Source organism: Streptomyces sp. NPDC000878 (assembly GCF_053599695.1).
Window position 1 is genome coordinate 21,917 of record NZ_JBSFMT010000056.1, and the last position, 20,715, is coordinate 42,631.

The following is a 20,715-nucleotide window of genomic DNA, read 5'->3' on the forward strand; positions in this document are numbered from 1 at the left end:
TGTTCCGGAGGATCCATGGCCGGTTCAGTGATCCATCTCGGCGAGTCCGCCGCCCCGCCACGCACCCACGCACTGGTCGTCGGAGTCGGCAAGTACCCGCACCTCGCCGGCGGCGAGTCACCCGTCGCCGACTCCGACGGGATGCGGCAGCTCAGCTCGCCCCCGCTCTCGGCCCGTGCCTTCGCCACCTGGCTGCTCACCGAGTACAACGACCCCGAACGCCCCCTCGGCAGCGTGGCCCTGCTGCTCAGCGAGGAGCACCCGACGCCGTTCACCGACCCCCGCACGGGGACCGGCCACGACGTCGAGGACGCCACCATCGCCAACCTCGTCGCCGCCGTCGCCGACTGGTACGACCGGGGCGACACCCACGTCGACAACCGGCTCCTCTTCTACTTCTGCGGCCACGGCATCTCCCAGGGCGAGGACATGGCGCTCCTGGCCGCCGACATCTTCGCCGACCACCACAACCCCCTCAACGGAGCACTGGACTTCGCCGGCCTGATGAACGGGCTCAAGCGGTGCAAGGCCGGCCAGCAGGTGTTCTTCGTCGACGCCTGCCGCTCCAACTCCGACGTCCTGATCGAGAGTTCGGGCACGCGGTTCGCCGGCCGCACCCCGCTCGGCGCCGGCGCGCGCCCACTGGACCTGCCCCGGCGCTTCCACATCCCGTACTACGCCACCCTCGCCGGCGACCGCTCGCACGCCCGGCCCGGACAGGTCAGCCTGTTCACCGAGGCCCTGCTGAAGAGCCTCGCCGGGGCCGCCAGCGACGACCCCGAGGGCGACTGGCGGGTCAACACCTCCCAACTCCTCACGGCGATCGACCACTTCATGCACCAGCCGCGCTTCGCCGGAGCCGTCGCCGGCGTCCAGGTCCCCTCGGTCGGCGAACTGCCCGTCTTCGTCCTCCACCAGCTGCCCGGCACCCCGGTCGTCCCGGTGTACGTCGGCTGCGACCCGGCCAGCGACAACGCAGCGGCCGAGTTCGTGTGCCGGGAGGACGGACCGGGCGTTCCGGGAGGACCGGACGGACAGGGCGGACAGGGCGGCCGGGAACCGCTGCGGCGCCCGGCCGGTGAGGTCGACGGGGACGACCCCGAGAGCGAGTGGGCCATCGAACTCGGCTTCGGCAACTACGTCTTCGAGGCACACCTCGGCGACCAGGACGTACGGACCAAGCCCGTGACCGTGCGCCCGGTCTTCCGGCGTGTGCAGTTGGGGAAGCAGTCATGAACACCGGCCGTGCGGGGACGTCATGAGCACCGGTCTGACGGTCACCGTGACGCTGAGCCTCCACGAGTCCGACCTGCCCGACGGCGCGAAGGTCGTCGGCGACATCCACCCGGCCGACGGCACCGGCAGCGCCCACCGCGACGTCCTCTTCCCCTGCGGGACCTCGGCCCCGGCGGCCCGCTACGAGGTCGACCCCGGGCACTACATCGTGTCCGCCACCCTGCCCTCCGGCGTCGTGCTGTCCAAGGACGCCGAGGCGAGCGAGGGCAAGGACACCCACGTGACGCTGCGCACCGCGCCCTCGCCCTACGAGTCGCACTCCTGGCAGTACCTCATGGGCAACATCGAGCCGTACGGCGCCTATCACGACGAGACGACGATTCCGGTGCCCCGCTCGCGGGGGTCGCGATCCGGAGTGTGGGACACGCGCGGGGTGGTGCCGCCCGGGAACGCCGTCTGGGTCGGCGATCCCAGACCGGAGAGCTGGCACTTCGCCCCGATGCTCGCTCTGACCGACGCTCCCGCGCCGGAACCCCTCGCCCTCGACCTGGCCCGCTCCGCTCCGCACACGGTGCCCAGCCTCGACCTGGGCGACGCCGCCGCCCGCCTCTACCGCTTCGGCCCGCACGGACCGGTCGACGAACAGGGCACCTCGACCCGCCTCCGAGGGCCCACCGGCCGACGCCAGTTCCTGGTCGTCTCGATGGCCGGCGCCGAGTACGTCGTCACCCTCCCCGCGCCCTGGGGGAACGCGCAGATCGAGGTGCTGGTCAACGAACGCCAGAGCCCGACCGGCAGCACCGTCTCGGTCGCCGTCCGCGACAGCCGGGTGGGACCCGCCCTCGGCTACATGGCCCGGGGCGCCTTCAACTCGGCGGCGGCGCTGGTGAAGGACGCCGAGGAACTGCTCTACGCCAAGATGGACAACCCCCTCGCCGCCGTGGCCGGCGCCTACGTCCTGGTCGGCAGCGAGCTGACCGAGCGACGGCACCGCTGGGACGCCTGGCTCGACCATCTGCGCGGCGAGTTCCCCTGGCTCAGCGACGGCTCGCTGCTGTGGGGCATGCGCCATCTGCGGCGGGCCCACACCGAGACCGAGCTGCGCGCGGCGCGGGACGCGCTCGTCGAGGCCTTCGACCGAGGTATCCCCGTCTTCACTCTGGGCCTGAGCCGCCTCATCCACGGCCTCTCCGAGTTCCCCGACGACCCGGAGTGCGTCACCCGCCTCGACCAGGCCCGTCTGCTGTCCTACCGCGTGGACATGCGCGAGCCGTTCGTGATCGTCGGACTGCGAGGAGTGCCCCAGTAACGCGAGAGACCCGGCGAGGGAGGCCGCGATGATCCGGTTCACGATGATGCCCGGCGAGGACGGCGACTGCCTGCTCCTGGAATACGGCGACGACACGTTCGTCCGGCGGATCCTCGTCGACGGCGGACGCGCGGGCACGTATCCGCTGATCAAACCGGTGCTCGCCGGACTCGACGGGGTGGTCGACGTCCTCGTCGTCACCCATGTCGACCAGGACCACATCCTCGGTGTCCTCGCACTGCTGGACGATCCGGAACGGTCGGTGGAGTTCGGGGACGTGTGGTTCAACGGCTTCGACCACCTGCTCGACACCGAGGGGTTCGGCGCGCAGGACGGCGAGCGGCTCACCAGCGCGTTGCTGGCGCAGAAGGTGCCCTGGAACGACGCCTTCGGCGGGCGCGGTGCCGAGGTCGGGCGGATGCTCGGCTGGTTCGACGACGGGTCCATGATGGAGGTGCTCTCGCCCGACCGCCGCCAACTGGAGCGGCTGGCCCCGGTGTGGGTGAAGGAGTGCGCCGTGCACGGGCTGATCCCGGGCCGGGACCCCGACGAGCCGCCCGCCATCGACGGCTTCGAGCACTTCGGCGGCACCGTGAACGTGGAGCAGCTCGCCGCCACGCCGTTCAAGCGGGACACCTCGCCGACGAACGTCACCAGCATCGGGCTGCTCTTCGAGTTCGAGGACCGGCGGATCGTCCTCACCGGCGATGCGGACGACCGTCGGCTCGTCGAGTCGCTACGGCCCCGCGCCGAGGCGGCGGGCGGACGGCTCCATGTCGACGTCCTCAAGGTCGCCCACCACGGCAGCAAGCACAACATCTCCACGGACCTCCTCGACCTCCTCGACTGCGACCGTTATCTGATCTCCACGAGCGGCGCCCGGCACGACCACCCCGACGACATCGCCATGTCCCGGATCCTCCAGCACGGCGGAGCCCGGAAGGAGATCGTCTTCAACTACCGCGACCGTGCCGCCCCCTGGGACGTCACCTCCCTCAAGAAGCGCTTCGGCTACACGGTGACGGCACCGGCGCCGGACGCGGACGACGGCTTCGTGACCTTCGAACTCTGACACCGGCACATCGCCCGGATGGCGGCCCCGGCTTGACAGGCGGACGATGGAAGGGAGCGGGGGTCCGACAGCCATGACGGGGGATGGGAGGCACGACATGCTGGAGATCAAGACGGTCGAGAAGCCTGACGAGCGGCGCGATTTCCCCAGGGGACACCTCGAAGCCGTACACCTCACGGGGCTCGACTTCGCCGTGGGAACCTTCGAACCGGGCTGGCGCTGGTCCGAGTCCGTCGGGCCCATCGTGGGCACGAAGAGCTGCGAGATCCACCACAACGGCTATGTCCTCCAGGGCCGGCTGCACATCCGCATGGACGACGGCGGCGAGAGCGAAGTGGGCCCCGGCGATGTCTTCGTGTGCCCGGCCGGACACGACGCGTGGGTCGTCGGCGACGAGCAGGTCATCGTCCACGACTTCGCGGGAGGCATGGCGCAGGACTACGCGAAGGCACCGGAAGGAAGCTGACAGAGCCGTCGCTGACAGAGCCGTCTCAGACGGTGATGACGACCTTCGCCCGCGCATGCTCCTTCACGAGATACCGCATCGCGTCGGGAACCTCGCTCAGCGCGTACGTACGATCGATGACCGGGGCTATCTTCCCCGCCTCCGCCAGTTCGCACAGTGCCGTGAGGTTCTCCCGGCTCGCCACCGCCGGTAGTTCGAGGAGCCGCTGGCGGACGAAGGGCGCCACCAGCCTCCGCTTGATGAACAGCCCCATGGGTCCGACGAGGCTGCCGCCCTCGTACACCCCGCCGCCCGACAGCAGAAGCGTCCCGGTGGGTGTCAGCACGCGCCGGAGCGCGCTCAGGGAGTGGTTTCCGACCAGGTCGAGCACGATGTCGTAGCGCTTCTCGCCGAGGGTGAAGTTCTCCTGGGTGTAGTCGATGACGTGGTCCGCGCCGAGTGAGGCGACCATCTCCATGTTCCGGGTGCGGCACACGGCGGTCACCTCCGCGCCGTACGCCTTGGCCAGCTGCACGGCGAACGTGCCCACGCCGCCCGACGCGCCGTTGATCAGCACCGTCTGGCCCGGCGCCACCCGGGCCAGATCGCGCAGGCCGATGAGGGCGGTGTTCGCGGCCAGGGGGATCGCGGCGGCCTGTTCGAAGGTGAGGCCGGCGGGTTTGCGGGCCACCGACTCCTCGGGCGCGCACACGAACTCCGCGAACGATCCGTCCGCCTCGCCGTACACCTCGTCGCCGGGCGAGATGCCCTTGACCTCGCTGCCGACCGCCTCCACCCGGCCGGCGAAGTCCCGGCCCCGGACCTTCAGCTTCGGCCTGGCCAGCCCGAACATCGCGACGCGCGCCAGCTTTGGGTCACCGTGCATGAAATGCCAGTCGTACGCGTTGAGCGACGAGGCGTGCACCCGCACCAGCACCTGCCGGGCCGTCGGCACCGGTTTGTCGATGTCCCTCACCTTCAGCACGTCCGCCGAGCCGTAGGCGTCCTGAGTCACTGCCTTCATCTCGTCCCGTCCCCCCTCGCGCACGGCACTTGCCGCTACTCGCGAGCCTAGGGCGAGCGTCATGGGCGCGGGTATCCGGGAAAAGCCGTATTCGACCCGTAGGGGTCCGATGGCACTTGCCCCGAGAAACCGATCGGTTTACTCTCTTGGGAGCCAGAGGGAAACCGATCGGTTTCCGGATGGCTCGGATGGGCTCTGTTCTGCTCTGCCCTCTCCGCCCTGCCCCATGTCCCACGCTCGCTCCAGGAGAACCTCATGACGCGCATCGAAGGCTCGGTCGTCCTCGTCACCGGCGGCAGCCGCGGAATCGGACGGGCGCTGGTCGAAGCGCTCTACGAGCGGGGCGCGAAGAAGGTGTACGCCACGGCACGCGACCCCCGGACCGTCACCCACCCCGACGCCGTACCGCTGGCCCTGGAGGTGAGCGACCCCGCGTCCGTCGCGGCGGCGGCCGAGCTGGCCGAGGACGTCACCGTCCTGATCAACAACGCGGGCGCGTCGGTGAACGCCAACTTCCTGGACTCGCCCGTGGACGACGTGCGCCGGGAGTTCGAGACCAACTTCTACGGCCCCCTCCTCGTCACCCGGGCCTTCGTCCCGGTCATCGAGCGCAACGGCGGCGGCCACATCCTCAACGTCCACTCGGTGCTGTCCTGGATCGGCCTCGCGGGCTCCTACAGCGCCTCCAAGGCCGCCTTCTGGTCCCAGACCAACTCCCTGCGCCTCGACCTGAAGCCGCGCGGCATCGACGTCACGGGCCTGCACGTCGGATACGTCGACACGGACATGACCGCAGGCATCGACGCCCTCAAGTCCACCCCCGAGGGCGTCGCCGCACAGGCCCTGGACGGCATCGAGTCCGGCGCCTTCGAGGTACTGGCCGACGACCTCAGCCGCCAGGTGAAGGCGGGCCTCGCGGCGGGCGTCGAGGTGCTCTACCCCCAACTCACCGCGTAGTCACGCCGATCGCTCGGTCACCTGGTCCGCCGCCGTCACCGCAGCCGGCGTCACACCGGCAGCAACCGGGTGATCAGCGCCCCGAGTTGGCGGGCGTTGCGGCACTCGCGCATCTCCACCAGCCCGGCGTACGCGGGTGCCGCCGAGTCGCCCGTGCCCCACTGGGACCGTCCCTCGGGGTTCAACCAGTAGACGCGGCGGGACCGTTCGGCCAGCTGGCGTACCGCGGGCAGATTCGGGTCGCTCATGTTCGTACGGGCGTCACCGAGCACGAACACGGTGGTTCGCGGGCCGACCGCGTCGGCGTACCGCTCCGTGAACTCGCCCAGCGCGACGCCGTAGTCGCTGCTGCCGTGCCAGCCCGTCAGGGTCGCCTCCGCACGGATACGGGCGCCCAGCCCCTCGGGGTCGGCGGAGCCGTGCACGAGCAGGCCGGTCACCTCGTCGACACGGTTGACGAAGGCGAACACACGGACCTTGCTGAACTGGTCGTGCAGCGCCTGCACCAGCAGCATCGTGAAGTCAGAGAAACCGGCCACCGAGCCCGACACATCGCACAGCAGCACCAGTTCGGGCCGGGCGGGCCGGCGCCGGCGCAGCACGGGCCGCATCGGTACCCCGCCCGTCGACAGTGACGCGCGCACCGTGCGCCGCAGATCGATCGAGCCGCGTGCGGCCTTGCGGCGGCGCGCCGCCAGCCGGGTGGCCAGTTTGCGTGCGAGCGGCTGAACCGCCCTGCGCAGTTCGGTCAGTTGGGCGCGTCCGGCGATCAGGAAGTCGACCCGGTCGGCGGTCGGGGCCACGGCCCGTCGGGCGATCTCGTCCCGGCCGCGCCGCTCGGCCACCCGGCGCCGCGCCTCCGCGCCGACCAGCCGCCGGAACTCCTCGATCCGCCGCCGGATCTCGTCGTCGAGCAGCCGGTCGGCGAACACCGTCTCCCCGGCCCCCTCCCGGAGGCTTGCCCGCACCCGGGCCAGCAGGGTCTGCGGCCGGAGCCGGTCGAGCGTCTGGTACGAGGACCAGCCGTCCGATCCCGGCGAGGAGCCGTAACCGCCGAAGCCGTCGACCGCCTCGACGGCCAACTGGCCAAGCAGCGCCCGGTCGTTGGCGGCCAGCGCGGCGGCGAGCCGGTCGCGCAGCCCGTCCCGGTCCGCGGGTTCCGTGCCGGGCGCTCCGACGCTCCGGGGAAAGTACAGGTCGAAGACCGGGTCGAACACCGGGCGCTGGTCCGTGCCGTGCAGCAGGGTCGCGGCCAGCCCTTCGCGCAGCAACTCCCGGTCCACGAACCCGAGTTCGGTCACTGCCCGAGCCGCGTCCACGGTCTCCCCGGTGCCGATCCGGACGCCGTGCGAGCGCAGCGCCCCGACGAGCCCCGTCAGGCGTTCACCGACACCGGCAGCGGAACCGGCGTCGGCGGAGCGGGCGTTCACAGCGCGTCCAGGTCCAACTTGGCGCTCGCCTTGAGGACGTCGTCCTGATGCTTGAGGAGAACGCCCAGGCTGTCCCGTACGACCGTCTCGTCCAGCGTGTCCGCCCCCAGGGCCAGCAGGGTACGGGCCCAGTCGATGGTCTCGGAGACCGACGGCACCTTGCGCAGGTCCATCGCGCGCAGCGCGCCCACCACCCGTACGACCGACTCGGCCAGCGCCGCGTCGAGGTCCGGCACCTTCAGCCGTACGATGCGGCGCTCCAACTCGGCGTCGGGGAAGCCGATATGGAGGAAGAGACAGCGGCGGCGCAGGGCCTCGGAGAGTTCGCGGCTGGCGTTGGAGGTGAGGACGACGAAGGGGCGGCGGGTCGCGGTGATCGTGCCCAGCTCGGGGACCGTGACCTGGAAGTCGGAGAGCACTTCGAGGAGCAGGCCCTCGACCTCGACGTCCGCCTTGTCGGTCTCGTCGATCAGCAGCACCTTGGGCTCATCGCCGCGAATGGCGGTCAGCAGGGGCCGGGGGAGCAGGAACTCCTCGCTGAAGATGTCCGTGCGCGTCGCGTCCCATGTCTCGTCGCGGCCCGCGCTGATGCGCAGCAGCTGCTTGGCGTGGTTCCACTCGTACAGCGCCCTCGACTCGTCGACGCCCTCGTAGCACTGGAGGCGGATCAGCTCCGCTCCGGCGATCTCGGCGACGGCCTTGGCCAGCTCGGTCTTGCCGACGCCCGCCGGGCCCTCCACCAGGAGCGGCTTGCCGAGGCGGTCGGCCAGGAAGACCGTGGTGGCGACGGCGGGGGAGGCCAGGTAGCCGGTCTCGGCGAGGCGTGCGGAGACATCGTCGACGGATGTGAACAACGGGGCCTCCAGGGTGGGCGGGAACGGGTCGCGAACGGGTTCGGATCCACTGTCTTCGGATCTACTATCTAAGCGCTTGTTCACCGCCCGTGTCACGAGTGAACCGATCGGTTTCCCCGCTTCGGCCCGCGAGGTAACCTCGCATTATGGCCACTACGGAGAAGGCGCCGGGCAACGCGCCCGACAAGGCATCCCCGCGCGACCGGCTGCTCGACGCCGCCGCCGAACTGTTCTACCGCGACGGCGTCTCCATCGGCGTCGAGGCACTGTGCAAGGCCGCCGGAGTCTCCAAGCGGTCGATGTACCAGCTCTTCACGAGCAAGGACGAGGTTCTCGCGGCCAGCCTGGACCGACGCTCGGCCGCGTACGCCGAGCAGCTCCTGCCCGGCCCGCAGGACGACGGCACCCCACGTGAGCGCGTCCTCGGCCTGTTCGAGCGGCTGGAGAAGGCCTCCACGGAACCCGGCTACCAGGGCTGCCCCTTTCTGGCGGCACTCGTCGAACTGAAGGACCTCGGGCACCCGGCGAGCGTGGTCGCCCAGCAGGCCAAACAGCACCTCCAGGACTGGCTCCGTGCCCAGGCGGAAGCGGGCGGCGCGCGTGAACCCGAGCTGCTGGCACGGCAGTTGATGCTCGTCTTCGACGGCGCGAGCGCCCGCTCCGGCGCCCGCATCGAGTCCCTGGCCGGGCTGACCACGGTGACCGTGACGTCGCTGATGGACGCGGCGGGAGTGGCGTAGCCCCCGCACAACGGGACGCCCGATCAGTGGCCCCCACCGCTCACCAGCACCACCTCCAGAGTGCGCGGCCCGTGCACCCCCTCGACCCGGTCCAGCTCGATGTCACTGGTCGCCGAAGGACCGGAGATCCAGGTCAACGGGCGCGTCGGGTCGAGGAGTTCGAGGGCCTGGGGAACGGACGAGACGACCTGGTCCGGCACCCGTACGACACAGATGTGGTGGTCGGGGACGAGGGTGATGCGGCGGCGGCCCTGGTCCGGGCCGCCGTCCAGGACGATCGTGCCGGTCTCGGCGACGGCGAGGGCGCAGGCCGTGACCACACTGTCGACCTGGTCCAGGTCGTACGGTGTGCTCTCGCCCCGGTCCGGGACGCGTACCGCGTCGGTGGCCGACAGCCAGCGCTCGTCCAGGCCGGGCGGTACGGCCACGGACGTGGACCCGTGTCCGGCCAGTATCCCGGCGAGCAGGGCGGGAAGTTCACCGGCGGTGCAGCGGTGCACGATCGCCCGGTAGTCCACCAGGTTCTCGGCGAGAAGCTCGACCGTCTCCTCGACGGTCCGGTTTCCGTGCTCGCGCAGATAGTCGCGGTCGACGGCCTGGTCGTACGGCGTGTCGTCGTGGGGTACGTCGGCGAGGGCGCGGCGCACCCGGCCCAGGATGAGGTCGCGGCTGTTCACTTGGTGGTGTCCTTTCCGCCGTTGGTGCGCTGCCACCAGTCGCGGAACGGCTCCGCCGGTACGGCCGGCAGATCGCGGGTACCGCTCCAGGCCTTGCCCGGCCCTGGCAGGGTGCGGGGGTGGAATCGGCGTGTCCGGGAGGCGAGGCGCTGGCCGGTGCGCAGGGCGCCGGGGTGGCTGAACGCCCAGCGGGCGGCGCGCATCGCGGCCCGCTCGGCGGCGTGGCCCTTCGCCGGCTTGAGGACGACCTTGTTGCCCTCCCGTGTCACCGGCCCGCCCTCGACGACGCGTTCCCGCAGGTGCACCAGCACCTCGGGGATGTCGATGGCGACCGGACAGACCTCGTAGCAGGCCCCGCACAGCGAGGAGGCGTACGGGAGCGAGGCGTCGATCTCGCTTGCGGTGCCCCGGAGTTGGGGGCTGAGGATGGCGCCGATCGGGCCGGGATAGACGGAGCCGTAGGCGTGGCCGCCGGCCCGCTCGTACACCGGGCAGACGTTCAGGCAGGCGGAGCAGCGGATGCAGCGCAGGGCCTGGCGGCCGACCTCGTCGGCGAGGGTGTCGGTGCGGCCGTTGTCGATCAGGACGAGGTGGAAGGTCTGCGGGCCGTCGCCGTCCGTCGTACCGGTCCAGGTCGACGTGTACGGGTTCATGCGCTCGGCGGTCGAGGAGCGGGGGAGGGTCTGGAGGAAGACCTCCAGGTCCCGCCAGGTCGGCACGATCTTCTCGATGCCGACGACCGAGATCAGCGTCTCGGGCAGGGTCAGGCACATCCGGCCGTTGCCCTCCGACTCGACCACCACCAGGGTGCCTGTCTCGGCGACCATGAAGTTGGCGCCGGAGACACCCACCTTGGCGCGCAGGAACTTCTCCCGGAGGTGCAGGCGTGCCGCTTCGGCGAGTTCGGCGGGCGTGTCGGTGAGGCCTTCCGGTGCCGGGCGGCCCCACTCGCTCATCTCGCGCACGAAGATGTCCCGGATCTCACCCCGGTTGCGGTGGATCGCCGGGACGAGGATGTGCGAGGGTCGGTCCTTGCCCAACTGCACGATCAGCTCGGCGAGATCGGTCTCGTAGGCCGCGATGCCCTCGGCCTCCAGGGCCTCGTTCAGCCCGATCTCCTGCGTGGCCATCGACTTGACCTTGACGACCTCCGACTCCCCGGTCATCCGCACCAGTTGGACGACGATCCGGTTGGCCTCCTCGGCGTCGGCGGCCCAGTGCACATGGCCACCCGCCGCCGTGACCGACTCCTCCAACTGGACGAGGTAGCGGTCGAGATGACGGAGCGTGTGGTCCTTGATCCGCTTGCCCGCCTCCCTCAACTCCGCCCAGTCGGACACCTCGGCGACGGCCTTCGCCCGTTTGCCGCGGATCGTGTGGGTGGCGTGGCGCAGATTGCCGCGCAGGGTCTGGTTGTTGACCGCCTCGTGGGCCGCCTTGGGAAAGGCCGGCATCCCGACGAACGTCCCGCCGCTCATGTCAGGGGCTCCTTTTCCGTGCTCGCCAGGATCTCCGCGATGTGCACCGGCCGCATATCCGTGTGCAGGCGGGTCATGGTCCCGCCGATGTGCATGAGACACGAGTTGTCGGCGGCGCACAGCACGTCCGCCCCCGTCGACTCGGCGTTGCGCACCTTGTCGGCACCCATCGCCGCCGAGACATCGGAGTTCTTCAGCGCGAACGTCCCGCCGAATCCACAGCACTCGTCGGCCCCGGGCAGCTCGCGCAGCTCCAGCCCCTTGACGGCCTGGAGCAGCCGACGCGGCCGGTCGGCGAGCCCGAGGCTACGCAACCCGTGGCACGTCGGGTGATAGGTGACGGTGTGCGGGTAATAGGCGCCCACGTCCGTCACCCCCAGCACATCCACCAGGAACTCCGTCAGCTCGTACGTCTTCGGCACCACGGGTGCCAGGGTCGCGGCGAGGGTGTCCCCGCGCCCCTCGGCCCGTGCCCGCTCACCCATCCGGGGATACAGCTCCCGCACCATCGCCCCGCACGACCCGGAGGGCGTCACGATCGCCTCGTACGCCCCGAATACATCGGAGAAATGCCGGGCCAGCGGCTCGGCCTCATGCCGGTACCCGGTGTTGTAGTGCGCCTGCCCGCAGCAGGTCTGGGCCATCGGGAAGTCGACCTCGACGCCCAGCCTGGTCAGCAGTTTCACCACGGCGCGGCCCGTGTCCGGATAGAGCGTGTCGTTGACACAGGTCAGGAACAGGGCGACACGCATCGCAGCTCCTCGTTGGTCGATCATCGGATGAGTGCAGGGTACGCGGACGATACGTGGTGGGGGGAGCCCCCTCTCACCGGGCGTCGGTGAGCCGGGCCTCCGCCGCCCGCCAGGCCGCCGGGTCACCGGACGGTTCGTAGCGGGTCAGCGGCTGGGTACGGGCGAGCAGCCGGCGCATGTCCGTAAGGTCGCCGACGAGCCCGTGGGCCCGGCCCTGGACGAGGACGTTGCCGAGCGCGGCGGCCTCGGCGGGCCCCGCCACCACCGGCAACCCGCAGGCGTCGGCGGTGAGTTGGCACAGCAGTGCGTTGCGCGTCCCGCCCCCGACGATGTGCACGACGTCGACGGCGTGCCCGGCGAGCTGCTGGGCGTCGACCACCGCCCGCCGATGGGCGAGGGCGAGGGAGTCGAGGATGCAGCGCGTGATCTCGCCCGGAGACCGGGGCACCGGCTGCCCGGAGACCCGGCAGGCCTCGGCGATCCGCTCCGGCATCCGCCCCGGCGCCAGGAACCCCGAGTCCCCCGCGTCCACCACGGACCGCAGCCCCGGCACCTCGGCCGCAGCCCGCAGCAGCTGACCCAGCTCGGGGTCCCCCCAGGCCCGTACGCACTCCTGGAGCAGCCACAGCCCCATGATGTTGCGCAGATAGCGGACCGTCCCGTCGAGCCCCAGCTCATTGGTGAAGTTGGCGGCCCGGCTCTCCTCGGAGAGCACAGGAGCCTCCAGCTCCAGCCCCGCCAGGGACCAGGTGCCGGTGCAGATGTACGCGAACCGCTCGTCGACAGCCGGCACGGCCGCCACCGCCGAGGCGGTGTCGTGCGACCCGACCGTGGTCACCGGCACGGGCCCGGTGAGCCCGGTCTCCTCCAGCACCTCGGCGCGCAGCACGCCCGCCGGATCGCCGGGCTGCCGCAGCGGCGCGAACAGCCCGAGGTCGATGTCCAGTTTCCGCGCGATGTCATGCGCCCAGTCGCGGGTCCGGGGATCCATCAGCTGGGTGGTGGAGGCGTTGGTCAGTTCGGTACCGGCCTCGCCCGTCAGCCAGTACGTCAGCAGATCGGGGATGAGCAACAGGCGGGAGGCAGCGGTCAGTTGACGCGAGTCGCGAGCCGCCGTCAGCTGGTAGAGGGTGTTGAAGGGCGCGTACTGCAACCCGGTCGCCGCGTACAGCTCGGCGGCCGGAACGCTTGCCCAGACCTTCTCGGCGACGCCCTCGGTGCGGGCGTCGCGGTAGTGCACCGGGTTGCCGAGCAGCGCCCCGTCGGCATCCAGCAGGCCGTAGTCCACGGCCCAGCTGTCGATGCCGACGGAGTCGACCTGCCCGGCGGCCCGCAGCCCGTCCAGCACCCCCGCGTACAGGGACAGCACATCCCAGCGAAGCCCCTCGGGCACCCGCACGGGCCGGTTCACGAACCGGTGCGCCTCGGCCAGCTCCAGCGTGTCGGACCCGACCCGGCCGACCATGACACGCCCACTGGAAGCGCCGAGGTCGACAGCCGCGTACGACTTGACGGTCCGGCTCATCGCAGGAAGGCGGCGGCGACGCCGGCGTCGACCGGGACGTGCAGCCCCGTGGTGTGCGTCAGCTCGCCGCCGGTCAGCGCGAAGACGGCGTTGGCGACGTGCTCGGGAAGCACCTCGCGCTTGAGGATGGTCCGCTGGGCGTAGAACTCACCGAGCTTCTCCTCCTCGATGCCGTAGGTGGCGGCGCGCTGGGCACCCCAGCCACCCGCGAAGATCCCGGACCCGCGCACGACCCCGTCGGGGTTGACGCCATTGACCCGGATACCGTGCGCCCCCAACTCGGCGGCCAGCAGCCGCACTTGGTGGGCCTGGTCGGCCTTGGTCGCGGAGTAGGCGATGTTGTTCGGCCCGGCGAAGACGGCGTTCTTGGATGCGATGTAGACGACATCGCCGCCCAGCTCCTGCGCGATCATCACCCGAGCCGCCTCACGCGAGACGAGGAACGACCCGCGCGCCATGATGTCGTGCTGCAGATCCCAGTCCCGGGCCGAGGTCTCCAGCAGCGGCTTCGAGATGGAGATCCCCGCGTTGTTGACGACGAGGTCCACTCCACCGAAGGCGAGCACGGCGTCCCGGAATGCCGCGCCGATCTGCTCCTCGGAGGTGACATCCACGGTGACGGCGACGGCCTTGTCAGGCCCACCAAGCTCCTCCGCCACCGCAGCCGCGTTCTCCGCGTTGAGATCGGCGACGACGACACAGGCCCCCTCGGCGACCAGCCGCTCGGCGATGGCCTTCCCGATCCCGCTGCCCGCACCGGTCACCAGTGCGACCCGCGTGGCCAGCGCCTTCGGCTTGGGCATCCGCTGAAGCTTCGCCTCCTCCAGCGCCCAGTACTCGATACGGAACTTCTCCGACTCCTCGATCGGCGCGTACGTCGAGACCGCCTCGGCCCCGTGCATCACGTTGATCGCGTTGACGTAGAACTCGCCGGCCACGCGAGCGGTCTGCTTGTCCTTGCCGAAGGAGAACATGCCGACGCCGGGTACGAGCACGATCGCCGGGTCGGCGCCGCGCATCGCGGGCGAGTCGGGCAGGGCGTTGCGCCGGTAGTAGGCCGCGTACTCCTCGCGGTACTCGGCGTGCAGCTCCTTGAGCCGCGTGATCGCCTCGTCGAGGGGAGCGGAGGCCGGCAGATCGAGGACGAGCGGCCGGACCTTGGTACGCAGGAAGTGGTCAGGGCAGGAGGTACCGAGCGCCGCCAGCCGAGAGTGCTCGGCACGCGAGACGAAGTCCAGCACGACGTCCGCGTCGGTGAAGTGTCCGACCTGCGGCTTGTCCTGCGAGGCGATGGCCCGGATGTAAGGGGCAAGAGCAGCGGCACGCTCACGCCGCTCGTCCGGCGCGAGGGGACCGTACCCCTCGACAACCGAGCCGAACGGCTCGGCCTTCCCGCGCTCGGCGAGGAACGCCTCGGCGGTACGGATGATGTGCAGCGAGTTCTTCTCGCACTCCTCGGCGGTGTCGCCCCAGGCGGTGATGCCGTGCCCACCGAGGACACATCCGATGGCCTGCGGGTTGTCGGCCTTCACGGTGGCGATGTCCAGCCCGAGCTGGAACCCGGGCCGCCGCCACGGCACCCACACCACACGGTCCCCGAAGCACTCGGCGGTCAGCTTCTCCCCGTCGGCCGCGCAGGCCAGCGCGATTCCGGAGTCGGGGTGGAGGTGATCCACGTGGGCGGCGTCCACGAGCCCGTGCATGGCCGTGTCGATGGACGGCGCCGCCCCACCCTTGCCGTGCAGGCAGTAGTCGAACGCGGCGACCATCTCGTCCTCGCGCTCCACGCCCGGATACACACCCTTGAGCGCGTGCAACCGGTCCAGCCGCAACACGGCGAGCCCACCCTCGGTCAGGGTCCCCAGATCACCCCCGGACCCCTTGACCCACATCAGCTCCACATCACCCCCGGTGACGGGATCGACGTCGGTCCCCTTGGCGGACGTATTGCCCCCCGCGTAGTTCGTGTTCCGGGCGTCAGCACCAAGCCGACGAGACCGAGCGATGAGGGCGGCGGCTTCAGGATGGATAGCCATGACGTGAAGAGTCCTTACGTGATGTCTCAAACGAGGGGGACGAGGAGCGCCCCTTAAGGGGCGCGGGGAACTGCGCGATCAACCACAGACAACCGAGAGCCTGCAACGAACCGATCCAGGCAGACGAGTCCCAGAACCTAGGCCCCCCACCCCGCCTGCTCCCCACCAACCCGCTCCGCAACGATCTTCGCCCCCCACCCCGACCGGGCATACGCAGCGATCGGATCCCCGTCCAACCCCAACTCCTCCCGAACCTCCACCAGCAACGGCCGCACATCCGTGTTGTACGCATCCATCAACACCGCGTTGGCAGCCAGCACATCCCCGCCCCGCTGAGCAGCCCCCAACGCCGACGCGTCAACAAGCAGCGCCTTGGCCGTAGCCTCCTGCACATTCATGACCGACCGAATGATCGCCGGAATCTTCGCCTCGATGTTGTGGCACTGATCCAGCATGAACGCCACCTCAGGCACGAACCCCCCACCCCGAATCACCTCGTACATGATCCGGAACAACTGGAACGGATCAGCAGCCCCCACCATCAGGTCATCGTCCGCATAGAACCGCGAGTTGAAGTCGAAGGCCCCGAGCTTCCCCTCCCGCAGCAGCGTCGCGACGATGAACTCGATGTTGGTCCCGGGGGCGTGATGCCCGGTGTCGACGACAACCTGCGCCTTCGACCCCAGCTTCAGACAGTGGGCGTACGCCGTCCCCCAGTCCGGCACGTCGGTCGCGTAGAAGGCGGGCTCGAAGAACTTGTACTCAAGGAGCATCCGCTGGTTGTCACCGAGCCGCTCGTACACCGCGGCCAGCGCCTCCGAGAGCCGGTCCTGCCGCTCACGGATGTCGTCCTGACCGGGATAGTTGGTCCCGTCGGCGAACCACAGCTTGAGATCGGCGGACCCCGTCGCGTCCATGATGTCGACGCACTCCAACAAATGACCGAGCGCCTTGCGCCGCACCACCGCGTCCGGGTGACAGATGCTGCCGAGCTTGTAGTCGTCGTCCTGGAAGGTGTTCGAGTTGATCGCCCCCAGCTTCAGGCCGCGCTCCTCCGCGTACTTCGCCAGAGCCGCGTAGTCCTCCACCTTGTCCCACGGAATGTGCATCGCGACGGTCGGCGCGACCCCCGTGAAGGCGTGCACCTGAGCCGCGTCGTCCAGCTTCTCGAAGGGGTTGCGGGGTACGCCGGGCTGCGCGAACACCTTGAAACGGGTCCCCGAGTTCCCGTACGCCCATGACGGCGTTTCGATGGCCTGGGTCTTGAGAGCGGCCTTCACCGCGCTGCGCTCGGTCACTGCGGGACTCCTGTGACATCGGGTCGGAACGACGACTGGGAAACAGCCTGCGGAACGACGATCTGATGAAACGATTCAGAACGGGAAGCTATGAGTCCCCCGAAGGGGTGTCAACCCCTCCGGCCAACTCGGAGTGCCGTGACTTGGCCGTGACCTTCAACTATCGAAAGAATTTCGACACGGACCCATTGACGTGACATGGCTCCCGTGTCTAACGTCCCGGCAACCCAGTTGAAACCTTTCACGACGTCGTGAGGCCAGTCCCACCGGCGTCGTCGAGGAGCCCTCATGACCCACCCGTCCGACCCGGGGCCGGCCCCAGTGCTGGCGCTCAAGGACATCTCGAAGTCCTTCGGTGCGGTGCGTGCCCTGCGGGACGTCTCCCTGGAGCTGTTCCCCGGCGAAGTGCACGCACTCGCCGGTGAGAACGGCGCCGGCAAGTCGACCCTCATCAAGACGCTCGCCGGCGTGCACCGACCGGACGCCGGCCAGGTGCTGCTCGACGGCGTGCCCGTCGTCTTCCACGGCCCCGGCGACGCCCGCGACGCCGGTATCGCCGTGATCTACCAGGAGCCCACGCTCTTCCCGGACCTGTCGATCGCCGAGAACATCTTCATGGGCCGCCAGCCCCGCCGCGCCCTCGGCCGGATCGACCACAAGGCCACCCACTCGGCGACCGCCGCCCTGATGCGGCGCCTCGGCGTCGAACTCGACCCCGACCGCCCCGCACGCGGCCTGTCCATCGCCGACCAGCAGATCGTCGAGATCGCCAAGGCCCTCTCCTTCGACGCCCGCGTCCTGATCATGGACGAGCCGACCGCCGCCCTCACCGGCAGCGAGGTCGCCCGCCTCTTCGGCGTCGTACGCACCCTGCGCGAACAGGGCGCCGCCGTGCTGTTCATCTCGCACCGGCTGGAGGAGATCTTCCAGATCTGCCAGCGGGTGACGACCCTCCGCGACGGAGCCTGGATCGCCAGCGAGCCGATCGACGGCATGACCGAGGACGACCTCGTACGCCGGATGGTCGGCCGCGACCTCGACGAGCTCTACCCGAAGCAGGACGTGCAGGCCGGAGAGGTCGCGCTCAGCGTGCGCCGGCTGACCCGCGAGGGCGTCTTCACCGACGTCTCCTTCGAGGTCCGGCACGGCGAGATCGTCGGCCTCGCCGGGCTCGTCGGCGCCGGCCGTACCGAGGTCGCCCGGGCCGTCTTCGGCATCGACCGCTGGGACGCCGGCGAGGTCGAGGTGGACGGCACGGTCCTCACCAGCGGCGCCCCCTCCACGGCCATGGCGGCCGGGCTCGCCCTCGTCCCCGAGGACCGCCGCGCCCAGGGCCTGGTGATGGACATGTCCATCGAGCGGAACATCGGCCTCACCGGACTGCGTACGACCGTCAAGGCCGGGTTGATGGACCGGGGCGCCGAGCGCAGCCGCTCCCTCGACTGGGCCGTCAAGCTCCAGGTCAAGTACGCCCGTATCGCCGACACCGTCAACACGCTGTCCGGCGGCAACCAGCAGAAGGTCGTCCTGGCGAAGTGGCTCGCCACCGGCCCCAGGGTGCTGATCGTCGACGAGCCCACCAGGGGCATCGACGTCGGTACGAAGGCCGAGGTGCACCGCCTGCTCAGCCAGCTGGCCGCCGACGGTGTGGCCGTCCTGATGATCTCCTCCGACCTGCCCGAGATCCTCGGTATGGCCGACCGCGTGCTCGTGATGCACGAGGGTCGCCTCGCCGCCGAGATCCCGCGCTCCGAAGCAACCGAGGAAACGGTGATGGCCGCAGCCACCGGGAGGGCCGCCGCATGACGGTGACCGCTCCCAACCCCGCCCCCGCCGCCGAGGTGCCCAAGTCCAGCGGCACCCGGCTGGTGGACCGCGTCTTCAAGATGCGCGAACTCGCCATCCTGGTCGTCTTCCTGGTGATGATCGCCGTCACCCAGGCCGGCAACAGCGAGTTCCTGTCCGAACAGGGCATCAAGGACCTGCTGCTCAACGCGACGATCCTGGTCCTGGTCGCCACCGGACAGTCGCTGGTCGTCATCACCCGCAACGTCGACCTGTCGGTCGGCTCCACCCTCGGCATCAGCGCCTTCGCCGCCGGCCTCTACCTCCAGGACGGCGGAAACCCCGTCGTGGCCGTCGCCCTGGCCGTCCTCCTCGGCATCGGCTTCGGCCTCCTCAACGGACTGCTCGTCAGCTTCGGCCAGGTGCCCGCCCTCGTCGTCACCCTCGGCACGCTCTACATCATCCGGGGCATCGACTCCATCTGGGTCGGCTCCCGGCAGATCACGGCGGCCGATCTCCCGGACGGATTCGTCGACTTCGGCTCCGGCGGCATCACTGCGGTGCCCTACCTCGCGCTGATCGCGCTCGCCGTACTCATCGCCACCGCCTACTACCTCAAGCACTTCGGCAGCGGCCGTGAGCTGTACGCGCTCGGCTCCAACCCCGAGGCCGCCCGGCTCGCCGGCATCCCCGTGCGCAAGCGGATCCTCGCCGCGTACACCTTCTGCGGTGCCCTCGCCGGACTCGCCGGGGCGCTCTACCTCGCCCGGTTCGGCAACGTCGACTCCAGCACCGGCAACGGCTACGAACTCACCGTCGTCAGCGCGGTCGTGGTCGGCGGTGTGGTCTTCACCGGCGGCTCCGGCAGCGTCTACGGGGCCGCGCTCGGCGCACTGCTGCTGACCTCCATCAACAGTGTGCTGCCCGCCCTCGGCGTCAGCTCGGTGTGGGTCATGGCCATCAACGGCATCCTGCTCATCCTCGCCATCGCCGTCGACCGGATCGTCGCCCTGCGCGTGGCGTCCGCACTGAAGAAGAGGAACGCCCGCCATGGCTGACTCGTCCTCGTCACTCGCGCGCGCGATCCGTGGGTCCTCCTTGAAAAGGTGGGACTCCGCCGTCGGCGTCCTCCTCGTCGTCGTGCTGCTGCTGTCCTTCGGGTTCGTGGACGGGTTCGGCAACGGGCTCAACCTGTCCTTCCTGATCGGCAACACCCTCCCGATCGCGCTCATCGCGCTGCCCATGACCCTCCTCGTCGTCTCCGGCGAGATCGATCTGTCCGTCGCCTCCACCGCCGGCCTGTCCGGCGCGGTGATGGGCGCCCTGTGGAACCAGGGCATGACGATCGAGACGATCATCCCGATCTGCCTGCTCCTCGGGGTGGTCTGCGGGCTGATCAACGGGCTGCTCGTCACCCGGTTGGGGCTGCCCTCTCTCGCCGTCACCATCGGCACCATGGCCGCCTACCGGGGCATCGCACAGATCGTGCTCGGCTCCGACGCGGTGACCGACTTCCCCACCCAGTACCTGGACTTCGCGGCCGGACGCATCGGCGACACGTTCGTCCCGTACGCACTCCTGCCCTTCCTCGTGCTGCTCGCCATCGCCGTGGTCGTGCTGCACGCCACGCCGTTCGGCCGGTCGCTGTTCGCGATCGGGGCGAGCGAGGAGGCTGCGCGCTTCGCCGGTATCCGGGTGAAGCGGCAGAAGTTGATCCTCTTCGCGGTGACCGGGCTTACGGCCTCGCTCACCGGGATCTTCTGGGCGCTGCACTACGCCAGCGCTCGCTATGACAACGCCACCGGGCTCGAACTGTCCGTCATCGCCGCCGTGTTGCTGGGTGGGATCGACTTCGACGGGGGCAAGGGGACGCTCGGTGGTGCGATTGCGGGGGTTTTCCTGCTGGGTGCGTTGCAGAACGTGATGAGCCTTCAGGATGTTTCGGCTCAGTCGCAGATTGTCGTCACCGGTGTGTTGTTGGTTCTCTCCGTCCTCGGGCCTCGGGTTGCCCGGCAGGTCTCGCTGGCTAGGGCCTCGCAAAGGCTGACGTAGAAGGTTGTCGTTTGCTGCGGGTCCGTTGTGGCTGGTCGCGCAGTT

At 70.0% G+C, this 20,715-nt stretch carries 18 protein-coding genes; 9 read left to right on the forward strand and 9 right to left on the reverse strand.

Features of this window, described 5'->3' with window-relative positions:
* Positions 1-15 precede the first annotated feature (15 nt).
* The 4 genes from ACWDR4_RS35505 (at position 16) to ACWDR4_RS35520 (ending at position 4,083) form a co-directional block, all read left to right on the forward strand.
* A complete protein-coding gene (locus ACWDR4_RS35505) occupies positions 16-1,236 on the forward strand; it encodes a caspase family protein (RefSeq protein ID WP_450414560.1) in 1,221 nt (406 codons plus the stop codon).
* 22 nt (positions 1,237-1,258) lie between these two features.
* Positions 1,259-2,545 (forward strand): hypothetical protein, encoded by a 1,287-nt coding sequence (locus tag ACWDR4_RS35510; RefSeq protein ID WP_450414561.1) that lies wholly within the window; start codon positions 1,259-1,261, stop codon positions 2,543-2,545.
* Positions 2,546-2,573: 28 nt separating this feature from the next.
* Complete coding sequence (locus tag ACWDR4_RS35515; RefSeq protein WP_450414563.1) at positions 2,574-3,617, forward strand: ComEC/Rec2 family competence protein; 1,044 nt, start codon at positions 2,574-2,576, stop codon at positions 3,615-3,617.
* A 97-nt stretch (positions 3,618-3,714) separates the two neighbouring features.
* Positions 3,715-4,083 carry a cupin domain-containing protein gene (locus ACWDR4_RS35520; RefSeq protein ID WP_450414565.1) on the forward strand — a complete coding sequence of 123 codons (369 nt, stop codon included), beginning with the start codon at positions 3,715-3,717 and terminating at the stop codon, positions 4,081-4,083.
* A 25-nt stretch (positions 4,084-4,108) separates the two neighbouring features.
* On the opposite strand, the gene ACWDR4_RS35525 is transcribed toward ACWDR4_RS35520, so the two are convergent.
* Positions 4,109-5,086 carry an NAD(P)-dependent alcohol dehydrogenase gene (locus ACWDR4_RS35525; RefSeq protein WP_450414567.1) on the reverse strand — a complete coding sequence of 326 codons (978 nt, stop codon included), beginning with the start codon at positions 5,084-5,086 and terminating at the stop codon, positions 4,109-4,111.
* A gap of 255 nt (positions 5,087-5,341) precedes the next feature.
* Here ACWDR4_RS35525 and ACWDR4_RS35530 point away from each other — a divergent pair, with 255 nt between their 5' ends.
* The gene (locus tag ACWDR4_RS35530) at positions 5,342-6,043 is read left to right on the forward strand and encodes an SDR family oxidoreductase (protein ID WP_450414568.1); all 702 of its coding nucleotides are present in this window, start codon (positions 5,342-5,344) and stop codon (positions 6,041-6,043) included.
* A gap of 50 nt (positions 6,044-6,093) precedes the next feature.
* Here ACWDR4_RS35530 and ACWDR4_RS35535 read toward each other — a convergent pair whose 3' ends face one another.
* Both ACWDR4_RS35535 and ACWDR4_RS35540 read right to left on the reverse strand, forming a co-directional pair.
* Positions 6,094-7,473, reverse strand: a complete 1,380-nt coding sequence (locus tag ACWDR4_RS35535) for a vWA domain-containing protein (protein WP_450414570.1) — start codon at positions 7,471-7,473, stop codon at positions 6,094-6,096.
* Entirely contained in the window at positions 7,470-8,327 is an 858-nt protein-coding gene (locus ACWDR4_RS35540; protein ID WP_235472846.1) for an AAA family ATPase, read from the reverse strand. The genes ACWDR4_RS35535 and ACWDR4_RS35540 overlap by 4 nt, the downstream gene beginning before the upstream one ends.
* 146 nt (positions 8,328-8,473) lie before the next feature.
* Here ACWDR4_RS35540 and ACWDR4_RS35545 point away from each other — a divergent pair, with 146 nt between their 5' ends.
* A complete protein-coding gene (locus tag ACWDR4_RS35545; RefSeq protein WP_450414571.1) occupies positions 8,474-9,067 on the forward strand; it encodes a TetR/AcrR family transcriptional regulator in 594 nt (197 codons plus the stop codon).
* A gap of 23 nt (positions 9,068-9,090) precedes the next feature.
* On the opposite strand, the gene ACWDR4_RS35550 is transcribed toward ACWDR4_RS35545, so the two are convergent.
* From ACWDR4_RS35550 to rhaI, 6 genes are all read right to left on the reverse strand, one after another.
* A complete protein-coding gene (locus tag ACWDR4_RS35550) occupies positions 9,091-9,744 on the reverse strand; it encodes a LutC/YkgG family protein (protein WP_450414573.1) in 654 nt (217 codons plus the stop codon).
* Positions 9,741-11,222 carry a LutB/LldF family L-lactate oxidation iron-sulfur protein gene (locus ACWDR4_RS35555; protein ID WP_450414575.1) on the reverse strand — a complete coding sequence of 494 codons (1,482 nt, stop codon included), beginning with the start codon at positions 11,220-11,222 and terminating at the stop codon, positions 9,741-9,743. The genes ACWDR4_RS35550 and ACWDR4_RS35555 overlap by 4 nt, the downstream gene beginning before the upstream one ends.
* Positions 11,219-11,974: a (Fe-S)-binding protein gene (locus tag ACWDR4_RS35560; protein WP_450414577.1), complete on the reverse strand. Its 756-nt coding sequence runs from the start codon at positions 11,972-11,974 to the stop codon at positions 11,219-11,221. Before ACWDR4_RS35560 ends, ACWDR4_RS35555 begins: the two co-directional genes overlap by 4 nt.
* 73 nt (positions 11,975-12,047) lie before the next feature.
* Positions 12,048-13,499 carry a rhamnulokinase gene (locus ACWDR4_RS35565; RefSeq protein WP_450414578.1) on the reverse strand — a complete coding sequence of 484 codons (1,452 nt, stop codon included), beginning with the start codon at positions 13,497-13,499 and terminating at the stop codon, positions 12,048-12,050.
* Positions 13,496-15,535, reverse strand: a complete 2,040-nt coding sequence (locus ACWDR4_RS35570) for a bifunctional aldolase/short-chain dehydrogenase (RefSeq protein ID WP_450414579.1) — start codon at positions 15,533-15,535, stop codon at positions 13,496-13,498. The genes ACWDR4_RS35565 and ACWDR4_RS35570 overlap by 4 nt, the downstream gene beginning before the upstream one ends.
* Positions 15,536-15,672: 137 nt before the next feature.
* Positions 15,673-16,833 carry an L-rhamnose isomerase gene (gene rhaI / locus ACWDR4_RS35575; protein ID WP_450414581.1) on the reverse strand — a complete coding sequence of 387 codons (1,161 nt, stop codon included), beginning with the start codon at positions 16,831-16,833 and terminating at the stop codon, positions 15,673-15,675.
* A gap of 288 nt (positions 16,834-17,121) precedes the next feature.
* Here rhaI and ACWDR4_RS35580 point away from each other — a divergent pair, with 288 nt between their 5' ends.
* The 3 genes from ACWDR4_RS35580 to ACWDR4_RS35590 are packed head-to-tail and all read left to right on the forward strand — an operon-like array spanning position 17,122 to position 20,670.
* Positions 17,122-18,639, forward strand: a complete 1,518-nt coding sequence (locus ACWDR4_RS35580; protein ID WP_450414582.1) for a sugar ABC transporter ATP-binding protein — start codon at positions 17,122-17,124, stop codon at positions 18,637-18,639.
* The gene (locus ACWDR4_RS35585; RefSeq protein ID WP_450414584.1) at positions 18,636-19,676 is read left to right on the forward strand and encodes an ABC transporter permease; all 1,041 of its coding nucleotides are present in this window, start codon (positions 18,636-18,638) and stop codon (positions 19,674-19,676) included. Before ACWDR4_RS35580 ends, ACWDR4_RS35585 begins: the two co-directional genes overlap by 4 nt.
* Positions 19,669-20,670, forward strand: coding sequence for an ABC transporter permease (locus tag ACWDR4_RS35590; RefSeq protein ID WP_450414585.1), 1,002 nt, complete (start codon positions 19,669-19,671; stop codon positions 20,668-20,670). Before ACWDR4_RS35585 ends, ACWDR4_RS35590 begins: the two co-directional genes overlap by 8 nt.
* Positions 20,671-20,715: the final 45 nt, after the last annotated feature.